Annotated in this window: 23 protein-coding genes; 22 read left to right on the forward strand and 1 reads right to left on the reverse strand. The window is 63.5% G+C overall.

Annotation, left to right across the window (positions count from 1 at the left end; all coding sequences use genetic code 11):
- Window positions 1-28 precede the first annotated feature (28 nt).
- From hisC to hisIE, 6 genes are all read left to right on the forward strand, one after another.
- Entirely contained in the window at window positions 29-1,105 is a 1,077-nt protein-coding gene (gene hisC, locus AB1402_06015; protein MEW6541151.1) for a histidinol-phosphate transaminase, read from the forward strand.
- Window positions 1,106-1,179: 74 nt separating this feature from the next.
- Window positions 1,180-1,770: an imidazoleglycerol-phosphate dehydratase HisB gene (hisB, locus tag AB1402_06020; GenBank protein MEW6541152.1), complete on the forward strand. Its 591-nt coding sequence runs from the start codon at window positions 1,180-1,182 to the stop codon at window positions 1,768-1,770.
- 4 nt (window positions 1,771-1,774) lie between these two features.
- Window positions 1,775-2,392: an imidazole glycerol phosphate synthase subunit HisH gene (hisH, locus tag AB1402_06025; GenBank protein ID MEW6541153.1), complete on the forward strand. Its 618-nt coding sequence runs from the start codon at window positions 1,775-1,777 to the stop codon at window positions 2,390-2,392.
- Complete coding sequence (gene hisA / locus AB1402_06030) at window positions 2,392-3,123, forward strand: 1-(5-phosphoribosyl)-5-[(5-phosphoribosylamino)methylideneamino]imidazole-4-carboxamide isomerase (GenBank protein ID MEW6541154.1); 732 nt, start codon at window positions 2,392-2,394, stop codon at window positions 3,121-3,123. The genes hisH and hisA overlap by 1 nt, the downstream gene beginning before the upstream one ends.
- Window positions 3,123-3,881 carry an imidazole glycerol phosphate synthase subunit HisF gene (gene hisF / locus AB1402_06035; GenBank protein MEW6541155.1) on the forward strand — a complete coding sequence of 253 codons (759 nt, stop codon included), beginning with the start codon at window positions 3,123-3,125 and terminating at the stop codon, window positions 3,879-3,881. Before hisA ends, hisF begins: the two co-directional genes overlap by 1 nt.
- A gap of 96 nt (window positions 3,882-3,977) precedes the next feature.
- Window positions 3,978-4,715: a bifunctional phosphoribosyl-AMP cyclohydrolase/phosphoribosyl-ATP diphosphatase HisIE gene (gene hisIE, locus AB1402_06040; protein ID MEW6541156.1), complete on the forward strand. Its 738-nt coding sequence runs from the start codon at window positions 3,978-3,980 to the stop codon at window positions 4,713-4,715.
- A gap of 51 nt (window positions 4,716-4,766) precedes the next feature.
- On the opposite strand, the gene AB1402_06045 is transcribed toward hisIE, so the two are convergent.
- Window positions 4,767-5,291, reverse strand: a complete 525-nt coding sequence (locus AB1402_06045) for a thioredoxin family protein (GenBank protein ID MEW6541157.1) — start codon at window positions 5,289-5,291, stop codon at window positions 4,767-4,769.
- Between the two features lie 219 nt (window positions 5,292-5,510).
- On the opposite strand from AB1402_06045, the gene pcrA reads away from it, so the two are divergent.
- The 16 genes from pcrA (at window position 5,511) to AB1402_06125 (ending at window position 22,590) form a co-directional block, all read left to right on the forward strand.
- On the forward strand, window positions 5,511-7,658 hold the full coding sequence (pcrA, locus tag AB1402_06050) for a DNA helicase PcrA (protein ID MEW6541158.1): 2,148 nt from the start codon (window positions 5,511-5,513) through the stop codon (window positions 7,656-7,658).
- 213 nt (window positions 7,659-7,871) lie between these two features.
- Window positions 7,872-9,893, forward strand: a complete 2,022-nt coding sequence (ligA, locus tag AB1402_06055) for an NAD-dependent DNA ligase LigA (GenBank protein ID MEW6541159.1) — start codon at window positions 7,872-7,874, stop codon at window positions 9,891-9,893.
- Window positions 9,894-10,216: 323 nt separating this feature from the next.
- Window positions 10,217-11,323, forward strand: a complete 1,107-nt coding sequence (spoIVB, locus tag AB1402_06060; protein ID MEW6541160.1) for a SpoIVB peptidase — start codon at window positions 10,217-10,219, stop codon at window positions 11,321-11,323.
- Window positions 11,324-11,485: 162 nt separating this feature from the next.
- On the forward strand, window positions 11,486-12,256 hold the full coding sequence (spo0A, locus tag AB1402_06065; GenBank protein MEW6541161.1) for a sporulation transcription factor Spo0A: 771 nt from the start codon (window positions 11,486-11,488) through the stop codon (window positions 12,254-12,256).
- A 133-nt stretch (window positions 12,257-12,389) separates the two neighbouring features.
- Complete coding sequence (steA, locus tag AB1402_06070; protein ID MEW6541162.1) at window positions 12,390-13,517, forward strand: putative cytokinetic ring protein SteA; 1,128 nt, start codon at window positions 12,390-12,392, stop codon at window positions 13,515-13,517.
- An 11-nt stretch (window positions 13,518-13,528) separates the two neighbouring features.
- Window positions 13,529-14,395 carry a copper transporter gene (locus tag AB1402_06075; GenBank protein ID MEW6541163.1) on the forward strand — a complete coding sequence of 289 codons (867 nt, stop codon included), beginning with the start codon at window positions 13,529-13,531 and terminating at the stop codon, window positions 14,393-14,395.
- Between the two features lie 2 nt (window positions 14,396-14,397).
- A complete protein-coding gene (locus tag AB1402_06080) occupies window positions 14,398-15,102 on the forward strand; it encodes a glycosyltransferase family 2 protein (protein ID MEW6541164.1) in 705 nt (234 codons plus the stop codon).
- 5 nt (window positions 15,103-15,107) lie between these two features.
- Window positions 15,108-15,950 carry a hypothetical protein gene (locus AB1402_06085; GenBank protein MEW6541165.1) on the forward strand — a complete coding sequence of 281 codons (843 nt, stop codon included), beginning with the start codon at window positions 15,108-15,110 and terminating at the stop codon, window positions 15,948-15,950.
- A 3-nt stretch (window positions 15,951-15,953) separates the two neighbouring features.
- Window positions 15,954-16,646: a hypothetical protein gene (locus AB1402_06090; protein ID MEW6541166.1), complete on the forward strand. Its 693-nt coding sequence runs from the start codon at window positions 15,954-15,956 to the stop codon at window positions 16,644-16,646.
- Between the two features lie 22 nt (window positions 16,647-16,668).
- The gene (locus tag AB1402_06095) at window positions 16,669-16,911 is read left to right on the forward strand and encodes a 4Fe-4S dicluster domain-containing protein (protein MEW6541167.1); all 243 of its coding nucleotides are present in this window, start codon (window positions 16,669-16,671) and stop codon (window positions 16,909-16,911) included.
- A 7-nt stretch (window positions 16,912-16,918) separates the two neighbouring features.
- Window positions 16,919-18,064 (forward strand): 3-methyl-2-oxobutanoate dehydrogenase subunit VorB, encoded by a 1,146-nt coding sequence (locus AB1402_06100; protein ID MEW6541168.1) that lies wholly within the window; start codon window positions 16,919-16,921, stop codon window positions 18,062-18,064.
- A complete protein-coding gene (locus AB1402_06105) occupies window positions 18,024-18,776 on the forward strand; it encodes a thiamine pyrophosphate-dependent enzyme (GenBank protein MEW6541169.1) in 753 nt (250 codons plus the stop codon). Before AB1402_06100 ends, AB1402_06105 begins: the two co-directional genes overlap by 41 nt.
- Window position 18,777: 1 nt before the next feature.
- Window positions 18,778-19,356 carry a 2-oxoacid:acceptor oxidoreductase family protein gene (locus AB1402_06110; GenBank protein MEW6541170.1) on the forward strand — a complete coding sequence of 193 codons (579 nt, stop codon included), beginning with the start codon at window positions 18,778-18,780 and terminating at the stop codon, window positions 19,354-19,356.
- Window positions 19,349-20,455, forward strand: coding sequence for a M20/M25/M40 family metallo-hydrolase (locus AB1402_06115; protein ID MEW6541171.1), 1,107 nt, complete (start codon window positions 19,349-19,351; stop codon window positions 20,453-20,455). The genes AB1402_06110 and AB1402_06115 overlap by 8 nt, the downstream gene beginning before the upstream one ends.
- Window positions 20,456-20,466: 11 nt before the next feature.
- Entirely contained in the window at window positions 20,467-21,306 is an 840-nt protein-coding gene (dapF, locus tag AB1402_06120; GenBank protein ID MEW6541172.1) for a diaminopimelate epimerase, read from the forward strand.
- Between the two features lie 105 nt (window positions 21,307-21,411).
- Complete coding sequence (locus AB1402_06125; protein ID MEW6541173.1) at window positions 21,412-22,590, forward strand: LL-diaminopimelate aminotransferase; 1,179 nt, start codon at window positions 21,412-21,414, stop codon at window positions 22,588-22,590.
- Window positions 22,591-22,618: the final 28 nt, after the last annotated feature.

The following is a 22,618-nucleotide window of genomic DNA, read 5'->3' on the forward strand; positions in this document are numbered from 1 at the left end:
CGGTGGTCGGTGAACGGGGAACGGGGGAATGAAGGCCATGCGTCCCATGGATGAACTGGTGCGCTCGGAACTGTTGGCTCTTAAGCCCTACCACGTTCCGGTGTATCCCGGAATGGTCAAGCTCGACGCCAACGAAAATAATTATGACTTTCCCGAGGAGGTCCTTGAAGAGATCCTGGGCAGCGTCGGGGGGCAAACCTTCGGGCGCTATCCGGACCCTTCGGCGCAGCAACTGCGGGAGCACCTGGCCCGGTACACGGGAGTGGACCGGAACCGGATCACGGTCGGCAACGGGTCGGACGAACTCATCCTCGACCTGATGCTGGCTTTCGCCGCCGGGGGCAAGGTGGTGATCTCCACGCCGACTTTCGCGATGTACGGGATTCACGCGGTTATCGCGGGAGCCGAGCCGGTGTTCCTGCCGCGCAAGGCTGATTTCGGCGTGGACCCGGACGCGGTTGCCGAAGCGGCCGCCCGGCCCGGAGTTAAAATGGTGGTGCTGTGTTCTCCGAACAACCCGACCGGCAACACGATTCCCCTGGAGGCGACGGAGAGAATTTTGGCCAACACCGGGACGGTGGTGGTGCTGGACGAGGCCTACTACGAGTTCTGCGGCGAAACGGCGGTGTCCCTGTTGGCGAAATACCCGCAGCTGGTGCTCCTGCGCACCTTTTCCAAGGCTTTCGGCCTGGCCGGGCTCCGGCTCGGCTACATGCTGGCCGGTCCGGAGGTGACCGGGATGATCCAGCGGATCAAGCAGCCCTTCAACGTAAACGCTTTCACTCAGCAGGCCGCCATCCGGGTCCTGGAACGGCAGCCGCTGTTCGAGCGCCGTGTCCGGCGGATCTGCGTGTCGCGGGACGAACTGTTCGCGGCGATGTCTCATTTGCCGGGGCTTACAGTCTACCCGTCCCGGGCGAATTTCCTGCTCTTCCGGACCGGGATACGGGCTCAAGCGGTGTTCGGCGGGCTTTTGCAGCGCGGCGTGCTGGTGCGCCTGCTGGACGGCCCGGACCTGCCGGGTTGCCTGCGGGTGTCGGTCGGCCGGCCCGAGGAGAACCTGCTTTTCTGCAACCAGTTGGCCGACGTGCTCAAGACCGGGTAGCAGCAACAGCCCGCCTTATTGGACCAATCGCGCTTCAGGGGGCCCGTGGCGAAATGTAAAGGAGATGGTTTTGGGTGTTGATCAGAAAGGCGGAAGTGCGCAGGCAGACCAGGGAGACCGAGATCCGGGTGCAACTGCAGGTGGACGGAACCGGAGAGTACGCTTTCGACACCGGAGTGCCCTTCCTGGAGCACATGTTGGCCCTGACGGCCAAGTTCAGCGGGTTTGACCTGCAAATCCGGGCGCGCGGGGACCTGGATGTCGACGACCACCACACGGTGGAGGACATCGGCATCTGTCTGGGTGAGGCTCATGTGAAGGCGCTGGGCGACAAAGCCGGAATCGGGCGGTTCGGGCACGCGATCGTGCCGATGGACGACGCCTTGGCGTTGGTGGTCGTGGACTTAAGCGGCCGGGGATACCTGGCCTTTGACGTGCCGATGCCCTCTCCCCAGGTCGGCCGGTTCGACACCGAACTGGTGGAGGAATTCCTGCGGGCGCTCGCCTATAACGGCCGTTTCAACCTGCACGTCCGCCTGCTGGCCGGGACGAACACTCACCACATAATTGAGGCGGTTTTCAAAGGCTTGGGCGTGGCTCTGGGAGCGGCGGCGCGGATCAGTCCCGAGCGCGGAATCCCGTCGACCAAGGGGGTTATCAATTAATTAAGTGACTGATGACTATATTGCGGTAATCGACTACGGTACCGGAAACCTGAGGAGTGCTTTAAAGGGCCTGGAAACGGCCGGATGGGCGGCCAGGATCACGTCCGACCCGCGAGAGGTGGACCGGGCGGCCGGGGTGGTGCTGCCGGGCGTGGGGGCGTTCGCGGACGCGATGGCCAACCTCCGCGCGGCCGGGCTGGATGAGGCCGTTTTGCGGGCGGTCTCCGCGGGAAAGCCCTTCCTGGGGATTTGCCTGGGGCAGCAGCTCCTGTTCGAGGCCAGTGAGGAGTGGGGCTTAACACCCGGTCTCGGGGTTTTCCCCGGCCGGGTGCGGCGGCTGCCCGCCGGAGTGAAGGTGCCGCACATGGGCTGGAACCAGGTTTTTTTCCGCGATTCGCCGCTCCTGTTCGAGGGGATTCCGGACGGCAGCCGTTTCTACTTCGTGCATTCCTACTACGTGGCGCCCGCCGACCCCGGAATCGCGCTGGGCGAGACCGAGTACGGCGTGCGGTTCGCTTCGGTGGTGGGGCGGGGCAAGGTGTTCGGCATCCAGTTCCACCCGGAGAAGAGCAGTTCCCTGGGGCTGCAGATTTTGCAAAACTTTGGAAGGATGATTGATTAGTGCTGATCATCCCGGCGGTAGACCTGCGCGGGGGCCGTTGCGTACGGCTTTTTCAGGGGCGCGCGGACCGGGAGACGGTCTACGGCACCGACCCGGTGGCCGTGGCCCGGACCTGGGAGGAGCAGGGCGCCCGTTGGCTACACGTGGTCGACCTCGACGGGGCGTTTACGGGCGGGCCGCAAAACGACGGGGTGGTGCTGGACATCGTCAACAGCGTCAACATCCCGGTGCAGGTGGGCGGGGGCCTCCGCAACCTGGAGAACATCAAGCTCTACCTGGACCGGGGGGTGGACCGGGTGATCCTGGGTACGGCTGCGGTGGCCGACCCGGGGTTTCTGGACGCGGCGGCGGCAACCTACGGGGAGCGGATTGTGGTGGGCGTCGACTGCCGGGACGGCCGGGTCTGTGTGCAGGGCTGGGAGCAGACGGCCGCCAAAGACGTTCTGCCTTTCCTGGAGGAGTTGGTCCGGCGGGGCGTGCGGCGGGTGGTGTTCACCGACGTGAAGCGGGACGGCACCCTCCAGGGCCCCAACCTGGAGGAGATCGCGCGCGTGGCGGCGCATACGCAATTGAAAGTCATTGCCTCGGGCGGGGTTTCCAGTTTGGAGGACATCCGGGCCCTGAAAAAGCTGGAGCACTTGGGCGTGGACAGCGTGATCATCGGCAAGGCGCTGTATGCCGCCGCGTTCTCCCTGGCCGAAGCCCTGGCCGTGGCGAAAGGAGAAGGATGATGTTGGCCAAGAGGATCATTCCCTGCCTGGACGTGAACCGCGGGCGCGTGGTTAAGGGCGTCAACTTCGTGAATCTGCGGGATGCCGGTGATCCGGTGGAACTAGCCGCCGTCTACGACCGGGAGGGCGCCGACGAGGTGGTGTTCCTGGACATCACCGCTTCGTCCGAGGGGCGGGACATCGTGCTCGACATGGTGCGCCGGACGGCCGAGCAGGTGTTCATCCCGTTCGCCGTGGGCGGCGGCATCCGGGCCGTCGAGGACATCCGGGCGATCCTGAAGGCGGGCGCCGACAAGGTTTCCATAAACACCGCCGCCGTGAACAACCCGGCGCTGATCGGGGAGGCCGCCGAGAAGTTCGGCACCCAGTGCATCGTGGCGGCGATCGACGCCAAACAGACCGGTCCCGGCAAGTGGGAGGTCTACATTCACGGGGGCCGCACGCCGACCGGATTGGACGCGGTGGAATGGGCGCGCCGGGTGGAGTCGCTGGGAGCCGGTGAAATCCTGCTGACCAGCATGGACCGGGACGGCACGAAGGACGGGTACGACCTGCCGCTGACCAGGGCGGTCGCCGATGCCGTGCGGATCCCGGTAATCGCGTCCGGCGGGGTGGGCACGCTGGAGCACATCGCCGAGGGTCTGACCGAAGGCGGCGCGGATGCGGCCTTGGCCGCCTCGATCTTCCACTTCGGGGAGTACTCCATCCGGGAGGTCAAGGAGTATTTGGCGGCGCGGGGGATAGCGGTGCGCTTGTAGGGGGCGGTGGAGCCGCCGCTTGGCTCCGTGCTTCGCGTCGACAGCCCTTAGCTCCCAACAGTACTTATTAAGGTGCCCTGGAGGTGTTCTCTGCGGATGCGGTACAAACTGGACAAAATCAAGTTCGACAAGGACGGCCTGGTCCCGGCCGTTATTCAAGACGCGCGGACTTACGATGTGCTGATGGTGGCCTGGATGAACCGCGATGCCATCGAGAAGACCGTAACGACCGGTCACACCTGGTTCTGGAGCCGGAGCCGCCAAAAGCTCTGGCAAAAGGGGGAGACTTCCGGGCACGTGCAGATTGTGGACGAGATTTACCACGACTGCGACGCCGACACCCTGCTGATCAGGGTGAATCAGGTCGGCGCGGCCTGCCACGAGGGTTACCGCAGTTGTTTTCACTACCGGATGGATCCCACCGGCGGCGTGGCCATCGTGGGTGAACTGGCCTTTGACCCGGATGTGGTGTACGGACGCAAGCCGCCGCCCGGGGCCGGCAAGGTTGGAGATTCCGGCAAGCGGGTGCTCAGCGAAGAGGAGTTCCAGGCCTCCTGCGGGGTGTTGGAGACGCTGTACGCGCTGATCAAGGACCGCAAACAAAACCGGCCCGCCGGCGCCTATACCACCTACCTTTTTGACAAAGGGCTGGACAAAATCCTCAAAAAGGTGGGCGAGGAAACCACCGAGGTGATCGTCAGCGCGAAAAACAACATCCGTGAAGAAGTGATTAACGAGGCGGCCGATCTGTTCTTCCACGTCCTGGTGCTGCTCGCGGAGAAGAACGTGCACCTCGACGACGTCCTGCGGGAACTGCAGGCGCGGCGGAAATAAAAAACGGCGGGAGATGACTCCCGCTCGCGTTTATGAGGCCTCTGGTGTCTGTTATGATCCCGCTTCCTTCAGCCAGGCGACCAGTTGGTTTTTGGTCGGTGCTTTCCCGGCCAGCTTCACCTCGCCGTTGATCAGGAGCGCCGGGGTGATAAATATCCCGTAGTTCAAGAACTCGGCGATGTCGTCAATGTACTCCAGGTCGGCCGCGATGCCTTCCTCCGCCACCACGTCGCGCACCAGCTCGAATACCTGTTTGCAAGGGATGCAGCCCGCCCCAAGGATCTTGATCTCCAGGAGGCCGGGCACCGGGGCCCGCTTGGCCACGGGCATTCCCATCCGGACCCGGTAGTGGCGGGCTAAGTCGGCCCGGTACTCGTCCAGGGCGGCGTCGGGGATGTAGTTGTTTGGGCGCAGTAACTCCACCAGCGCGTCTCCTATCTCCGAGTCCGTTTCAAGGTTCCGCTTTTTGACGGCCTCCATGGCGTCATCCAGGCCGATGATTCCTACCCGGACGCCCCCGATTTTGACCTGGGTGGATTCCGCCTTCCGGGGCTCGTCCTGCCTTTTGAGGAACACCGCATCTTCCCCCTTGACAGTTTGTTCACTATACACTGGTATACTATGATGATTTGGCCCGTTCGTCAAGATGCGAGCAGGTCGGCATGCGGCGCGGCGCCGGGCAGGTTGCGGGCGGGTGGTGCCGAGCGTCTGCTTGTTTTTGCGCGTCCGGGATCGTGGACGCCGCATTATTTCTGTTATAATGAGGGAGATTCGTTTCTTTGGAGGCAGTGGAATTTGGATTTTTTGGCCGAACTCAACCCGGTCCAGGCCGAGGCCGTGTGTCATCCGGGGGGACCGCTTCTGGTTCTGGCGGGGGCCGGCAGCGGCAAGACCCGGGTGTTGACCAGCCGGATCGCCTACCTGGTGCGGGCCTACCGGGTCGAGCCCCACCGCATCCTGGCCATTACGTTCACCAACCGGGCCGCCCGGGAAATGAAGGAGCGGGTGGCGCGCCTGGTGCCCCACGCGGTGGACGACCTGTGGGTGATGACTTTCCACGCCGCCTGCCTGCGCATTCTGCGCCGGGAAATCGAGAAGCTCGGTTACGGCAAGAGCTTCGTGATCTACGATGAGTCCGACCAGCAGACGGTTATCAAGGGCTGCCTGAAGGAATTGAACCTGGAGCCGCGCCAGTACCCGCCGGCCATGTTCAGTGCCGCCGTTTCGTGGCAGAAGAACGCGCTGGTCGGCCCGGCGGACTACGCTGAGGCCGCCTTCGACCGGCACCAGGAGCTGACCGCGCGGGTGTACACCGCCTACCAGACGCGCTTGGAACGGAACAATGCGCTGGACTTTGACGATCTCCTGGTCCTGACGGTGCGGCTTTTCCGCGAATTCCCGCCCGTTTTGGAACAGTACCGGCGGCGCTTCCTGCACCTCCTGGTGGACGAATACCAGGACACCAACCACGCCCAGTACGTCCTGGTGAACGTGCTGGCCCAGGCGCACCGCAACCTGACGGTGGTGGGCGATCCGGACCAGTGCATCTACGGCTGGCGGGGAGCCGACCTCCAAAACATCTTGAATTTCGAGCGTGACTATCCCGACGCCCGGGTGGTGAAGCTGGAGGAGAACTACCGTTCGACGGGCCGCATCTTGGAGGCGGCCAACCACGTCATCCGGTTCAACCGGCACCGCAAGGAAAAAAGCCTCTGGACGGCGCGCGGCGCAGGGGAGGCGCCGGTGCTTTATCAGGCCCGGGATGAGAGGGCCGAAGCCCGGTTTGTGGCCCGGGAAATCCGGCGCCTGCTCGTCTCAGGCCGGGGTTTCCGTGATTTCGCGGTGTTTTACCGCACGCACGCCCAGTCCCGGGTGCTGGAGGACGAACTTCTGCGCCACGGGGTGCCGTACACGATCATCGGGGGCGTGCGTTTCTACGAACGCAAGGAAATCAAGGACCTCTTAGCTTACCTGAAGCTCGTTGTCAACCCGGACGACGACGTGGCGTTGACCCGGATCATCAACGTGCCTCGCCGGGGGGTTGGGAAGGCTTCCCTTGTCAAGTTCTTCGCCTATGTCCGGGAGAAACAAGCGGCGTGCGCGGACGCCTTGCAGGACGCCGGCCGGATCAGGGGTTTGGGCGCCAAAGTACGGGAGGCGATGGGCGTACTGGGTGGGCAACTCGTCCGCTGGCGCGAGCGGGAGGGCGGGGTGACCGGACTGACCGAGCAGGTGCTCGAGGAGAGCGGATACCTGGCGGCACTGGAAGCCGAGCGCACGGTGGAGGCCCGCACCCGGATGGAGAACCTGAGCGAGTTTTTGTCGGTTACCCGGGAGTTCGACCTCGAGCGCGGCGGAACCCTGGAGGAGTTCTTGAACGACCTGGCCCTGTACTCCGACCTGGACCGTTTCGACGCCCAATCCAGCCAGGTGGCGTTGATGACCCTGCACAGCGCCAAGGGCCTCGAATTTCCGGTGGTCTTTTTGACCGGAATGGAAGAGGGCGTGTTCCCGCACGCCCGTGCCTTTTCCGAACCGGTCGAAATGGAGGAGGAACGGCGCCTGTGCTATGTGGGTATCACCCGGGCCCGGGAGCGCCTTTTCCTGACGTTGGCCGAAAGCCGGCTGTTATACGGCAACGTTGTGTACGGTATGCCGTCACGGTTCCTGAGGGAGATTCCAGCCGAACTTCTGGCGGACGGGGAACCGGAAGCGGCCGCCGCCGCGCGGCCGGCGGAGGAAAGGCCGAAGGCCGGCTGGCCCGAGTTCCGGTTGGGGGACCGGGTCCGGCATGGCAAATGGGGTGAGGGCCTGGTGGTGCAGACCGGCGGCACCGGCCCGGACGCCCAGGTGACGGTGGCCTTCCCCGATCAAGGCTTAAAAACACTCATGGTCCGCTACGCGCCCTTGGAACTGCTCCGGGGCCGGGAAAAAGGTGTCTGATCCTTTTTCCCCGCGAGCGGGGGCGGCGGGACGTGAAGCTCGTAGTGATGTGGCTGGCGGTGGCGCTTTTTGGGCACTCTCTTGGTGCAGGTGCTGTTTATTCGGTGGCGCTTTTGATTTGCTGGGTCGCTCAACTGCTGGTCTAGAGATTGCTGTTTGAGCAGAATCCTGGTTGAGCCTCAAGGGTTTGATCCTGAAAGCGGGGGCTTATTAATGAAACCGGAGGACGCCCGGGAGCGGGTTGAAGAGCTTCGCCGCGCGATTGAATTCCACGACCACCGGTACTACGTCCTGGACGACCCCGTGATCGAGGACGCGGAGTACGACCGCTTGGTGCGCGAGTTGGTGGAGCTGGAGACGGCCCATCCCGAACTGGCGGCGCCCGACTCCCCGACACAGCGGGTGGGCGGTAGGGTGCGCGAGGGGTTTGCGACCGTCCGGCACCGGGTGCCGATGTTGAGCCTCGCCAACGCCTTCGACGCGGCGGACCTCGCCGACTTCGACCGGCGGGTGCGCGCCGGCCTGGCCGGCGAGGACGTCGAGTACGTGGTCGAGCTCAAATTTGACGGCGTCGCCGTTTCCCTGACCTACGAAGGCGGCCGCCTGGTCCGGGGGGCGACCCGGGGCGACGGAGTGACCGGTGAGGAGATCACCGCCAATTTGCGGGCCATCCGGTCCATCCCCCTGCGCCTGCGCCATCCCGAACCCCCGGACGTGATCGAGGTGCGGGGCGAGGTGTACATGCCCAAGGAAGCGTTCGCCCGCCTGAACGAGCGCCGGGAGGAGGCCGGGCGGCCCCTGTTCGCGAACCCGCGAAATGCGGCGGCCGGCAGCTTGCGCCAGCTCGACCCCGGGATTACGCGAGAGCGAAAACTTGACATCTGGCTCTACGGGGTCGGGTACGCGGACGGTGTGGCTTTCGCCCGGCACACCGAAGTCCTGGCCTGGCTCACCGCGCAGGGTTTCCGGGTCAACCCGCACACCCGCACCTTCCGAACCCTGAAAGACGTCGAACGGCACCTGGTGCACTGGCGGGAGACGCGGTTTGAACTGCCCTACGTGATCGACGGCCTGGTGCTGAAGGTTGACCGGCTTGACCAGCAAAAACGCCTGGGCGCGACTCTTAAGAGCCCCCGCTGGGCTTCTGCCTTCAAGTACCCGCCCGAACAGGCCCAGACGACCGTGGAGGACATCATTATCCGGGTCGGGCGCACCGGAGTCCTCACGCCGACCGCCGTGTTGGCGCCCGTGCCGTTGGCCGGAACGACGGTCAGCCGGGCCGCCCTGCACAACGAAGACCTCATCCGCGAAAAGGACATCCGGATCGGGGACGTAGTATTGGTGCACAAGGCCGGAGACATCATCCCCGAGATCCTCTCTTCGAAACCCGAAAAACGCACCGGCTCACGACCCCCCTTCGCCATGCCGCGCAGGTGCCCGGAGTGCGATTCGCTCCTGGTCCGTCCGGAAGGTGAAGTCGGAATCTACTGCACCAACGTGGCCTGCCCCGCCCGGCTCGAGCGAAACCTGCTGCATTTTGTGTCGCGAAACGCCATGGACATCAGCGGCCTGGGACCGGCTGTGATCCAGCAGTTGACTGAGCGCCGCCTGGTAGGGGATCCGGCCGACCTCTATGCCCTGTCCCGCGCAGAACTGATCGGCTTGGAAAGGATGGGGCCGAAGTCGGCCGACAATCTGCTCAAGGCGATTCAGAACAGCAAGCGCAACTCCCTGGCCCGGCTCATTCAGGCGCTCGGTATCAGGCACGTCGGTGAAAGGGCCGCACGGCTGCTGGCCGAGCGTTTCGGCTCGCTGTCCGGCCTGATGGCGGCCGGCCGGGAGGAACTGGAGGCGGTGCCCGAAATCGGGCCGAAGATTGCAGACAGTGTGTTGAGCTTTTTTGCCCGGGACTCCAACCGCCGGGTGGTGGCTAAGCTGGTGCAGGCCGGCGTGAATACGGTGGCCGCCCACCCGGCCGCCGCTCATCCCCGGCCGCTGGCGGGGAAGTCCTTCGTTCTCACGGGCACCCTGGAAGAGTTCTCCCGGGCGCAAGCCGCCGCCCGCATCGAGGAGTTCGGCGGCCGGGTGGTAGAAGGTGTCAGCCGCCAGACCGACTACGTGGTCCTGGGCAAAAACCCCGGCCGGAAATACGACAAAGCCGTAAAACTCGGGGTTATGATTATTGAAGAAAAGGAATTCAAAAACCTGCTTTCCGGTATCCAGCCACGATATTAATTGCCAATTCCCATTCAGCCGGCATTCAGCCGGTGTGACCACATTTTCCTGATATAATTGCGTTTTGACCCGGGCACTCTGAGTCCAAGAGAGGGGGAATCGGAGTGTCTGGGCCCATCAGAAAGAGAATTTCCCAGGTCGGCTTTGTTTTTTTTGCTATTCTGCTCATTTTCGGTTGTTTTACTCCTTTTTCACGTAGTTTTTTCGGCTTGCCCGTCTACCAGAACGTACTGGTGGGGGAGCCGATCGCTCCATCCCTTCAGGTGCCCGGATCATTAAAATCAGTTCTGTACTGGGAGTCAGACCGTCCGGAAGCGGTCCGGATGCCTGACGCCGGCGGTTCACCGGTTATCGGGGAGGCCGGTGAGTACCGCTTGAGCCTGAAACTATTCGGATTGGTTCCCCTGCGGCATTTAACCGTGAGCGCAGTGCCTGAAGTGAAGGTGGTGCCGGGCGGCCAGTCGATCGGCGTGCTGCTTCATTCGCGGGGCGTGAGGGTAATCGGTGCGGCGCCCCTTGAAAACAGTGAGCGGGAATACAGCCCGGCTTACCAATCAGGCATCCGGGAGGGGGACGTGATCCTGTCCATTAACGGCCGGGAGGTGCAATGCGAGGCCGACGTCCGGGAGATCGTGAATGAAGTGGGCGGAAAAGGCCGGAAACTGACCGTGCGCCTGAAGCGCAACGGCGTGGAGTTCTTGGTGGGAGTGACTCCGGGTTACTGCGAACGGACCGGCCGATACCGGGTGGGGCTGATGGTCCGCGACCACGCCGCCGGAGTCGGCACCCTGACTTTTTATGAGCCGGCGACCGGTGCCTACGGGGCCCTCGGGCACATGATCACCGACGGCCGTTCAGCCGAACGCCTGGAATTGACCGACGGCCGCGTCGTGGAAGCTGAAATCCGCGGGGTACACCCGGGGATGCGCGGCCGGCCGGGCGAGAAACTGGGGGCTTTTGCGGGAGAAGGGTCTTTCACCGGCTCCATTGACCAAAACACCACTTACGGGATTTTCGGCATCCTGGAAGGAAAGACGTACAACCCGTATTTCCGGGAACCGATCCCCGTGGCGCTCTTGCATCACGTTAGACCGGGTCCGGCCGAAATGCTGACGGTGCTTCACGACCGGCAGATTGAACGGTTCAACTTGATGATCGAGGAAGTGCGGCCGGAAAGCGGCGGTAATGGAAAGGGCCTGGTAATCAGGATCGACGATGAACGGCTTTTGGAACGTTCCGGCGGCATCATCCAGGGGATGAGCGGCAGTCCGATCATTCAAAACGGCCGGTTGGTCGGCGCGGTAACCCATGTGTTTATCAATAATCCCTCCCGGGGTTACGGAGTGCCTGTGGAGTGGATGCTCCGGGAGTCCGGCCTGTTGAAGAAACCGGATAGCGGAGTATCCGTCCAGTGGCGTAAGGCCGGATAATGACTCGTAATGAAGACCCAAATTGCGTCAAAAGCGCAATTTTGGGTCATTTCTATTGAAGGAACACCTTACAAAAACTTTTTAGAGCAGAAGGATATTTTTGCCTGCCGTCGAAAAGTTATTTACTGGAAAAAAATAAGTAGTTGGGAGGCGGGCTGGTACATGCCTAGAGAGAGCATTAGAATCTTGATTGCGGATGACAACCGTGAGTTTTGCGAAACCCTCAAGGATTTCATCCAGCAGCAGGACGACTTCGAACTGCTCGGGATTGCTCATAACGGTCTGGAGGCCGTTGACCGAATCGACCAAGGAAAACCGGACGTTGTGGTGCTGGACATCATCATGCCGCACCTCGACGGCATCGGGGTGCTGGAAAGATTGGCCTCGAGCAACAGTGGCCACCGTCCTAAGATCGTCATGTTGACCGCTTTCGGGCAACAAAACGTGACCCAGCGGGCAGTGGAACTGGGGGCGGACTACTTCATCCTCAAGCCCTTTGATTTTTCGGTCTTGGCCACCCGCATCCGCCAGTTGGCGAACGGCGTAACCGTGATGCCTTACGTGGCCGTCGTGAAAGAGAAGAATATGGACGTGGCGGTCACCAACATCATCCACGAGATGGGGGTGCCGGCCCACATCAAGGGCTACCACTATTTGCGGGACGCGATTTTGATGGTGATTGACGAAATCAGCCTTTTGGGCGCGGTGACCAAAGAGCTTTACCCGATGATCGCCCAAAAGTACAATACGACGGCGAGCCGGGTGGAACGGGCCATCCGTCACGCCATCGAGCTGGCCTGGGACCGGGGCAACGTGGAGATGATGAACAAGTTCTTCGGTTATACCATTAATCTGGAGCGAGGCAAACCCACCAATTCGGAATTTATTGCCATGATCGCGGATAAGCTGCGTATTGAAAGTAAAGTCAGCTAGGAATCGTGCCTGATACAGCATACAAACCTGGTGGTAAAACGCCAGGTTTTTTGTTGGCACTGGGACGGCTTGCCCAAGTCCAGGCCGGTATACTATACTTGGGATGATTGGCTTAGAGGCAGGTCTTGGTTCTATGACCGTAATCAGGGGACGAGCCCGTGTCGACCGCCGCACCAAAAACCTGGTCAAGCGCCTGCAGCCCCACGATATTGCCGTAATTGACCACGAGGGCATTGACAAATTGGCGGCTGAAGCATTGGTCGCTTCGCGTCCCAGGGCCGTGATCAACTGCAGTTCCTCGGTCAGCAATGAGTATCCGAACAGCGGGCCGATGATTATTGTCGAGGCGGGTATCCACCTGCTGGACACCGTGGGCGCGGAGTTTATCGACCGGGTGCCGGAGGGTTCACTGCTCGAAATCGTCAACGACACCGTCTACTATGACGGCCGGATGGCGGCCCGGGGCCGGGTCATGACCCCGGATATCATCGACACGGAGCTTGAGGCCACCCGCGGGCGCCTGGACGAAGTGCTGGAGCGCTTTGTGGAAAATACGCTGACCTATGCGCGCCGCGAGGTAAGCCTGCTGACCGGAGATCAGATCGAAATTCCTGAGGTTTCGGCCCGCATAAAGGGCCGGCACGCGTTGGTCGTGGTCCGTGGAGACAACTACCGTGAGGACTTGCGCACGATCCACTCGTATATTATGGAGGTCCGCCCGGTCCTGATCGGGGTCGACGGCGGCGCCGATGTCCTGCGCGAATTCGGCCTTACCCCCGACATCGTCATCGGGGACATGGACAGCGTGGAGGACCGGACTTTGACCGCCGCCCGGGAGATCGTCGTGCACGCCTATCCGAGCGGGCGGGCCCCGGGACTGCAGCGGGTGAGGCGGCTGGGCCTGAAGGCCAAAGTTTTTGCGGCTCCCGGAACGTCTGAGGATATCGCCATGCTGCTGGCCTATGAAAAAGGAGCCGAGCTGATCGTAGCGGTGGGGACCCATTCCAACCTCTTTGACTTCCTCGAAAAAGGACGTAAAGGAATGGCCAGCACCTTTCTGGTCCGGCTGAAGGTCGGGTCCCGGTTGATCGACGCTCGGGGGGTCTCGCAGCTCTATCGCAGGCGGTTGCGCCCGAAGCACGTGGCCATGATTGTATTGGCGGCTTCCGTGCCGTTGGCGGCGGTGCTGGTCATGGCTCCGGCCACCCGCGAACTGCTCCAGCTGCTGTACATCCAGTTAAGGGTATTCTTAGGGATTTGAGGGAAGATTAGATGATTATTGACCTGCGTTACCATATCGCTTCGCTGGTGGCTGTTTTCCTGGCCCTGGGGCTCGGTATCCTGGTGGGCAGTACCATATTGAGCGTGGACACCCTGGAAAAGCAGCAGGAACAAATCGCCGAGCGGCTGGAGAACCACCTGCAAGAACTCCGTGAGGAGAATCAGGCCGTGCGGGCCCAAGTACTCGCGATCGAAGCGGAGATGGAACTCCAGAAGCAGTTTCTGCGGGAGAGCCTGCCCCGTTTGGTGGCCGGGCAACTGGAAGGCCGCCGGATCGCCCTGGTGCAGACGGCCGCCTACCCGGTGGAGACCGAGCTGCAAAACCTCTTGAAAGCGGCGGGGGCGGAAGTGGTCTCGGTGACCACCATCCCCGGCGGTCTGGAACTCGCTGACCACGAGCAGCACTTGCTGGCCCTGGGCGAGTGGCGGCAGGTGCCGAAAAACGAGCTGCAAAGCCTGGTGGCCGATGAAATGGCCCGCTCCTTGGTGGAGGGTCTGTCACCGGTGGTGGAGTACCTGGTTAACGAAAGGCTGGTCAGTATTGACGGTGAGTACGGGCGTCCGTTTCACGCCGTGGTGCTCATCGGGGGCGGGAAGGACCCCGCGGACGACGCGGTCCGGTGGCTGGACATGACCATGATTGAGCGGTTTCAGAGCTACGGCCTTCGGGTATGCGGCGTGGAGACGCGCGGGGCCCCGGTATCGTATATGAAGGAATACCAGGCCAAACTGAGCTGCACGGTCGACAATGTGGACGCCGTTCCCGGCCAGTTCACGCTGGTCCGGGTACTGGCCGGACAGGACGGTCACTACGGGGTCAAGGACACGGCGCAACGGTTTATCCCGCCGCTGAACTAGGGGTGGTCGGGTTGTCTGCGGCCATGGTGAGTATAGTCATCCCCGCCTTCAACGAGAGCCGGGCGGTTGCCCGGACGGTGTCGACGGTCCTGAACCTGCCGGGGGTCTGGGAGGTGATTGTCGTCGATGACTGTTCCACGGACGACACCGCCGCCCGGGCGCGGGAGGCCGGAGCGCGGGTGGTTTCGCTGCCGGTGAACCGCGGCAAGGGCGCGGCGTTGACCGCCGGAATCAAGGCCGCCGGCGGTCAGGTGATCGTGCTCCTGGACGCCGATCTCGGGGAGAGCGCGGCCGAAGCCCAAAAGCTGATCCTGCCGGTCCTGGAGGACCGGGCCGACCTGACGATCGCCCGCTTTCCGGCCGCGCGGCGCCGCGGCGGGTTCGGCCTGGTCAAGGGTCTGGCCCGGAGGGGAATCCGCCACTTCACCGGGCTGGAAATGGAGAGCCCGATCTCCGGGCAGCGGGCGGTGCGGCGGGAGTTGCTTTCCCAATTGCTGCCCCTGGCCGGGGGCTACGGCGTCGAGGTGGGGATGACCATCGACGCGGCCGTACGGGGTTACCGGCTAATGGAGGTTCCGGTTGAAATGCGCCACCGGGAGACCGGGAGGGACTGGCGGGGTTTTGTGCACCGGGGCCGCCAGTTCCGGGACATCCTGGCGACTCTCGTACGCCGCCGTATCCGGCACCGAAAGCGGATGGCAAGGTGAACTGATTGGAAGTCCTCGTTTTCTTCGCGTTGGGGCTGGCGACGGCCGCCCTCTTTATCCCCTTGCTGATCAGGATTATTGTCGCCGCGGGGCACATCGGGTACAACTACCGCGGGGACCGCATACCCGTGAGTGTGGGCGTGGCGTTTTTCATCGTGCCGTCCGCACTGCTGCTGGGTGCTTTGAACGCGCACCCCGGCGGCGCGTATCAGGCGCTGGTTCCCGCCTTCGTCATGGTCACCGGGGGCATGACCTTTCTCGGGCTGGTTGACGACCTGTACGGAACACGCCGGACGACCGGCCTGCGCGGGCATTTGCGGCTGCTTTTGCGTGGGGACTGCACCACAGGCGCCCTGAAAGCGATCGGGGGTTTGGCGATCGCTTTCCTGGTCAGCTGGGTTACCACCCCAAGGGGTGGAGCCGAGGTCCTTTTGAACGCCCTGGTGATCGCGTTGGCAGCCAACGCCCTTAACCTGCTTGACCTGCGGCCCGGGCGGGCCGGCAAGGGGTTTTTCTTGGGCGGCGGCCTGCTTTCGGCGGTCGCTTGGGGGAGCCCGTTCTTGGTATTTCCGGCGGTGGTCGCCGGCGCGCTGGCCGCCTATTTGCCCACCGATCTCAAGGCCAGGGGGATGATGGGGGACGCGGGCGCCAACGTCCTGGGGGTGACGCTGGGCCTGACCGCGGCCTGGGTGCTGGCCTGGCCCGCAAAGCTCGGCGTGCTGGGGTTCTTGATCGGACTGCACCTCCTTACCGAGCGTTACTCCCTGACCCAACTTATCGCCCGCAACCGGGTTCTGGATTTTGTGGACCGGTTGGGCCGCAAACGGGAGGAATTCCCCAAAAAGTAGCGAATGGTTAGAATCGTGGGCCGATATTTCTACCCGGACAAGCGGGTCAACATCTTTGTGGGTCCCCTGGGAAGCGGCAAGACCGAACTAGCCGTCAACACCGCCCTGGTACTGGCGGAAAAGAGTCCGGTCACGCTGGCGGACCTGGACGTGATCAACCCGTACTACCGCGTGCGCCGTGTGAAAGCGGAACTGGCCGCCCGCGGGGTGAACGTGGTGTGCCCTCCTGATGAAGTGTCGCCGGCCGACGTGCCGGCCCTGCCCCCGGCGATTTCCGCCGTGCTGGTGCGCGATGACCTGCGGGGAGTCTTCGATGTGGGGGGCGACGATATCGGCGCTCGGGTATTGGGCCGCTTCCGGCCCTATTTGCCGGCGGGACAGTATGCTGTTTTTTTTGTCGTCAATACCTGCCGGCTAAAAGCAACCGTAACCGACATTCACCGGATGGTGGACCGGGTCGAGCACGCGGCCCGGGTACGTATCAATTACCTGGTGAATAACACTAATCTGGGATTGGAAACGGAAGCGGCGACCGTGATGGCGGGGCGCCGGATGCTGGAGCGGGTGGTGCGGGAGCGCCAAGTCCCTCTGGCTTTCACCGGGGTGCGCGCGGAGCTCGCCAAAGACGTGCGGGCTCTTGATCCCGAGACGCCGGTTCTGCCGCTTAATCTTTTCATGCGGCCGCCTTGGGAATAGAACCGGAGGGGGATGGATTAGTTTGGGCATTGTCACTTTCCGGGAGGAGCGGTGCAAAGGCTGCGGCCTGTGTGTGCTGTTTTGTCCCAAGAAAATCGTGGTCCTGGGGAGCAATTTCAATTCCTTGGGCTTCCACCCGGCGATGGTCAACAACGGGGCGCAGTGCACCGGTTGCGCGGTGTGCGCCTGGATGTGCCCCGACCTGGTGATCGAGGTTTCCAAGGTACAGAGACCACCGGCGAGGAGGGCGTCAATTGCCTTCTAAGGTACTCATGAGGGGGAACGAAGCTTTCGGCGAGGGCGCGCTCCGGGCGGGCTGCCGTTACACCTTCGCCTACCCGATCACCCCGCAGTCGGAAATTGTGCATTTCCTGGCCCGGCGCCTGCCTGAGGCCGGCGGGGTTTTCCTGCAGGTTGAGAGCGAGGTGGCGGCGGTCAACATGGTTTTCGGGGCGGCGGCGGCCGGGGCGCGGGTGGTGACTTCGTCGTCGAGCCCCGGCATGAGCCTGATGCAGGAGGGTCTTTCCTATCTCGCCGGCGCCCGCCTGCCGTGCGTGATCGTCAACGTGATGCGGGGCGGGCCGGGACTGGGGAACATCGCTCCCGCCCAGGGAGACTACCTGCAGGCGGTCAAAGGCGGGGGGCATGGCGACTACCGCCTGATCGTGCTGGCTCCGTCTTCGGTTCCGGAGATCATTGAACTTATGGAACTGGCCTTCGAACTGGCCGATACCTACCGCAGCCCGGTCCTTGTGCTGGGGGACGGGGTGCTGGGCCAGATGATGGAACCGGTCACGGTGCCGGAAGGGGACAGTCCCTCTGAAGGGGACAGTCCCCTTGGGGCCCAAAGGGGACAGTCCCCCTTGGTATCCCCCTTGGTATCCCCCTCAAAACCCTGGGCCGTCACCGGGCAGGGAGACCGGCCGGAGCGGAACATCATCAGCTCGCTGCATATTGTACCCGAGGATAACGAACGCTTTAACCGGGAACTGGAGCAGGTGCAAATGGAAATCCGGCGCCGGGAACAGCGCGTGGAGGAATACCGGGTGGACGATGCCGAACTGGTCCTGGTGGCCTTCGGCACCGTGGCCCGCGTCGCCAAGGCGGTGGTGGACCGGGCCCGCGCCGGGGGCTTGCGGGTTGGGTTGATCAGGCCCATCACCCTGTGGCCGTTTCCGGACGAGACCGTCAGCCGGGCCGCGGCTAGGACGGAGAGCTTCCTGGTGGTGGAGATGAATCTCGGTCAGATGGTGGAGGATGTGCGGCTGGCGGTTAACGGGCAAAAGCCCGTGCACTTTTACGGACGGCCCGGCGGAACGGTGCCCACGGTACGGGAGGTTTGGAATGAAGTCAGGCGGATAAGGGAGGTGAGCGGCGGTGAAGAAGATCTTCGAACGGCCGCAGGCCCTAACGGATAAACCCATGCACTACTGTCCGGGGTGTACGCACGGGATCATCCACCGGCTGGTGGCCCAGGCCATCGACCAGCTGGGCGTGCGGACCCGAACCATCGGCGTCGGCCCCGTGGGCTGCGCCGTGTTCGCGTACGAATACTTCAACTGCGACATGATCCAGGCGGCCCACGGCCGCGCCCCGGCGGTGGCCACCGGTGTCAAGCGGGTGCACCCCGACCGGGTGGTGTTCACCTACCAGGGAGACGGCGACCTGGCGGCCATCGGAATGGCGGAGACCGTCCACGCGGCCGCCCGCGGCGAGAAGTTCACCACGATTTTTGTGAACAACGCCATCTACGGCATGACCGGGGGCCAGATGGCGCCGACCACCCTGGTGGGGCAAAAAACCACCACCACCCCGTATGGGCGGGACGCGGAAGAGACCGGTGAGCCCATCAAGGTGTCGGAACTTTTAAGCACAATTGACCGGGCGGTGTATGTCGCCCGGGTATCGGTGCACAACCCGCGGCACGTCATCCAGGCCGGGCGGGCCATCCGGAAAGCATTTGAATTCCAGCTCAGGGGCTTGGGATTCACCATGGTGGAGGTGCTGTCGACCTGCCCGACCAACTGGGGTTTGAGTCCCCTGGAGGCCCTGGGCTGGTTGGAGGAAAAGATGCTCCCGGTTTTCCCGTTGGGCGAGTTTCGGAAACCGGCGGAAGAGGAGGCGGTTTAAGTTGCTCGAAGAAGTCTTGATTGCCGGTTTCGGGGGGCAGGGCATCCTGTCCACGGGCCAGCTCCTGGCTTGCGCCGGAATGCGGGAGGGTTTGCACGTGGCCTGGATCCCCTCGTACGGTCCGGAAATGCGGGGCGGTACGGCCAACTGCGGGGTCACGCTTTCCGATGCCGAGATCAGTTCTCCCCTGGTCACGGAGCCCAACGTCCTGATCGCGATGAACGGCCCTTCTCTTGAAAAGTACGGCTCCGCAGTGGGGCCGGGGGGCGTGATTCTGTATAACAGTTCACTGGTCAAAGACTACCGCCCGCGGCCGGGGGTCTTGGCGCTGGGCGTGGACGCCAACCGGGTGGCTGAAAGAATCGGCAGCGTCCGGGTGGCGGCCAACGTGGTTCTGGGCGCCTACATCGGACTGTCGGGCGTGATCAGCGTAGCGGCGGCGGTGGCGGCGCTCAAAGAAGTCCTGCCCGTACACCGGCACAAACTGATTCCGGCCAACCAGAGGGCCCTTGAGCAGGGAGCGGCCCTGGGGGCGGCAATAAAGGGCGGGCCGGCCGAGGAGAGACTGGCCGGTGGTTAACCGGGAACGCTGCCTGGACACCTTCCTGGAGTTGGTGCAGATCGACAGCCCCTCCTACCGGGAACGGGAAGTGGCCGATTATCTCCGGACCAAGTTTGAGGGGCTGGGGTGCCGCGTGTTCGAGGACCGGGCCGCCGAGCAGGTCAACGGGCAGGCGGGCAATCTGTACGTCCGCAGGGTGGGCACCCGGGAAGGGCCCGCCATTCTTTTCTGTGCGCACATGGATACGGTTGAACCGGGCTGCCGGGTAAAACCCCAGGTGAGAAACGGCACGGTGTACAGTGACGGCCAGACCATCCTGGCCGCCGATGACAAGGCGGGAATCGCGGCCTTGCTGGAGGCCGTACGGGTGCTTGAGGAACGTGGATTGCCGGCGCCGCCGCTAGAGTTTTTGTTTACCGTCGCCGAGGAACAGGGGCTGGTCGGCGCCAAGCACCTGGACCGGGAGCTGGTGACCGCCGAATTCGGGTACGTGCTGGACAGTGACGGCCCACCTGGGAAAATTGTCATCGAGGCTCCGTCTCAGGACCGGATCACGGCTTCTGTCCGGGGGCGGGCGGCTCACGCCGGGATTGACCCGGAAGCCGGCATCAACGCCATTCAGGCGGCCGCCCGTGGTATCTCGTCGATGAGGCTGGGGCGGATCGACTCCGAGACCACGGCGAATATCGGGGTGATCAGGGGCGGGCAGGCCACGAACATCGTCCCGGAAGTGGTGCATGTCGAGGGGGAAACCCGCAGCCTTGACGACGCCAAACGGGCCGCTCTGACCGCCGAAATTTGCCGCCTGCTCGCCGAGGGGGCGGAAAGCGTAGGGGGGCGGGCGGATATTGAGGTGGAGCTGGTGTACCCGTCATTCCGGCTGTTGCCGGAAGAACCGGTGGTGCAGGCCGCCCGGCGGGCCGCGGCCCGGCTGGGGCTGGAACCCCGTCTGGAGCAGACCGGCGGCGGGAGTGACGCCAATATCCTGAACGGGCTGGGCGTATCCACGGTTAACCTTTCCTGCGGCATGCAAAGGGTACACACCACCGGAGAGTTTATTGTGATCGAAGACCTGATCAAAAGCGCGGAACTGGTGCTGGAGATTATCACCGCATAAGGGGGCGCGGGATGGAATTTACGAAAATGCACGGTCTGGGCAATGATTTTGTGGTGGTGAACGGGTTTGACCAATCCCTTCCGGACGACCCGGGGGCGCTGGCACGGCGGGTTTGCGACCGGCGGCTCGGGGTGGGCGCGGACGGGCTGGTGTTGGTTTTGCCTTCTGCAGCGGCGGACTTTTTGATGCGGGTGTTCAACCCGGACGGCAGCGAGCCCGAGATGTGCGGCAACGCCATCCGCTGCGTGGCTCTTTACGCTCACCGGCGCGGTCTGACCACCAAAAGGCGGCTTGCAGTGGAGACCCTGGCCGGACCCATCCGGCCGGAAATCCTGTCTGACGGCGGCCGGGAAACGGTGCGGGTGGATATGGGCCGGCCGCGGCTGGACCGGGCCGAGATCCCCATGCGGGGCCCGGCGGGGCCGGTGGCCGGTGAGGTGCTGGACGCCGGGGACCGGTCGTTTGCGGTGACGGCCGTCTCCATGGGCAACCCGCACTGCGTGGTGTTCGGCGCGGACCTGGACGACGCCGGGTTTCGAAAATACGGCCCGCTGCTGGAGGCCCACCCGGCATTTCCGGCGCGGACCAACGTAGAATTCGTTGAGGTGTTGGGTCCCGGGGAAGTGGCGGTGCGGGTCTGGGAGCGGGGGGCCGGGCCGACGCCGGCCTGCGGCACCGGAGCCTGCGCGGTGGTGGTGGCCGGGGTATTGAACGGTAAGACCGCCCGCAGAGTGAATGTGCGCCTGCCCGGGGGCGTGCTGCTGATTGAATGGCCGGACAATACGGGGCCGGTGTACATGTCCGGTCCGGCCGAGGAAGTCTTCACCGGAAAACTGGGGTCAAACTTTTAGTTTCTTGGTTGGTCAAAGCGCTATTGTTTGGGTCATTTCGGTTCCCCCGGCTGCTGGTTTTTTGAAAATGATTTCAGGCGATTTTGAGATAAGGAGGAGTCTTTGGTGCCGTTTGCGGAAGCCAGGCGGATTCAGAACCTGCCGCCCTATCTATTCGCCCGGATCGAACGGTTGATCGCCGACAAAAAGGCCCAGGGAGCGGACGTGATCAGCCTCGGAATCGGTGACCCGGATATGCCGACTCCCGGGTACATTATCCAGGCCGCGGAGAAAGAACTGCAGAACCCGGCGAACCACCAGTACCCCAGTTCGGCCGGCCTGCCCGCTTACCGGCGGGCGGTGGCGGACTGGTACGCGCGCCGCTTCGGGGTGGAACTCGATCCCCAGCGGGAAGTCGTGTCCCTGATCGGTTCCAAGGAGGGCATCGCGCACCTGCCGTGGTGTTTCGTCGATCCGGGGGACGTCGTGCTGGTGCCCGATCCGGGCTATCCGGTGTACGCCGGGGGCACCATCCTGGCCGGCGGGGAACCCTACCCGTTGCCGCTGACCGCCGAAAACGAGTTTTTGCCCGACCTGGCGGCAATCCCTTCGGAGACCGCGCGCCGGGCCAAGGTATTGTTCATCAACTACCCGAACAACCCCACCGGGGCGGTCGCCTCGAAGGAGTTCTTCGCCCGCGTGGTGGACTTCGCCCGCGAATACGGCCTCCTGGTCTGCCACGACGCGGCCTACTCGGAAATCGCCTTCGATGGTTACCGGCCGCCCAGCTTCCTGGAAGTCCCGGGGGCACGGGAGGTGGGGATCGAATTTCACTCGGTCTCCAAGACCTACAACATGACCGGTTGGCGGGCCGGATGGGCGGTGGGGAACGCCGATGCTGTTGAAGCCCTTGGCCGGCTGAAGTCCAACCTGGACTCGGGAGTGTTCCAGGTGGTGCAATACGCGGCCATCGCGGCGCTCTCCGGGCCGCAGGACGGGGTACAGTCCCTGGGCGAGATCTACCGGGAACGGCGCGATCTGGTGGTGGATACCCTGAACAGCTTGGGCTGGCAATTGCCGAAGCCCCGGGCGACCTTCTACATTTGGGCGCCGGTACCGGCCGGGCACGACGCGGCGTCGTTCGCCGAGATGATTTTGGAGAAAGCGGGAGTGGTGATTACTCCCGGCACCGGCTACGGTGCCTACGGAGAAGGCTACTTCCGGATTTCGCTGACGCTGCCGGCTCCTCGGGTTGTGGAGGCGATGGAGCGGCTGCGCGGCTGCCTGGGGCGGGTCACGTTCTGAGCATGCGTTGATGGAGGAGGACTGAGGA

This window comes from Bacillota bacterium (assembly GCA_040757205.1).
Lineage (GTDB): Bacteria > Bacillota > Desulfotomaculia > Desulfotomaculales > Desulforudaceae > Desulforudis.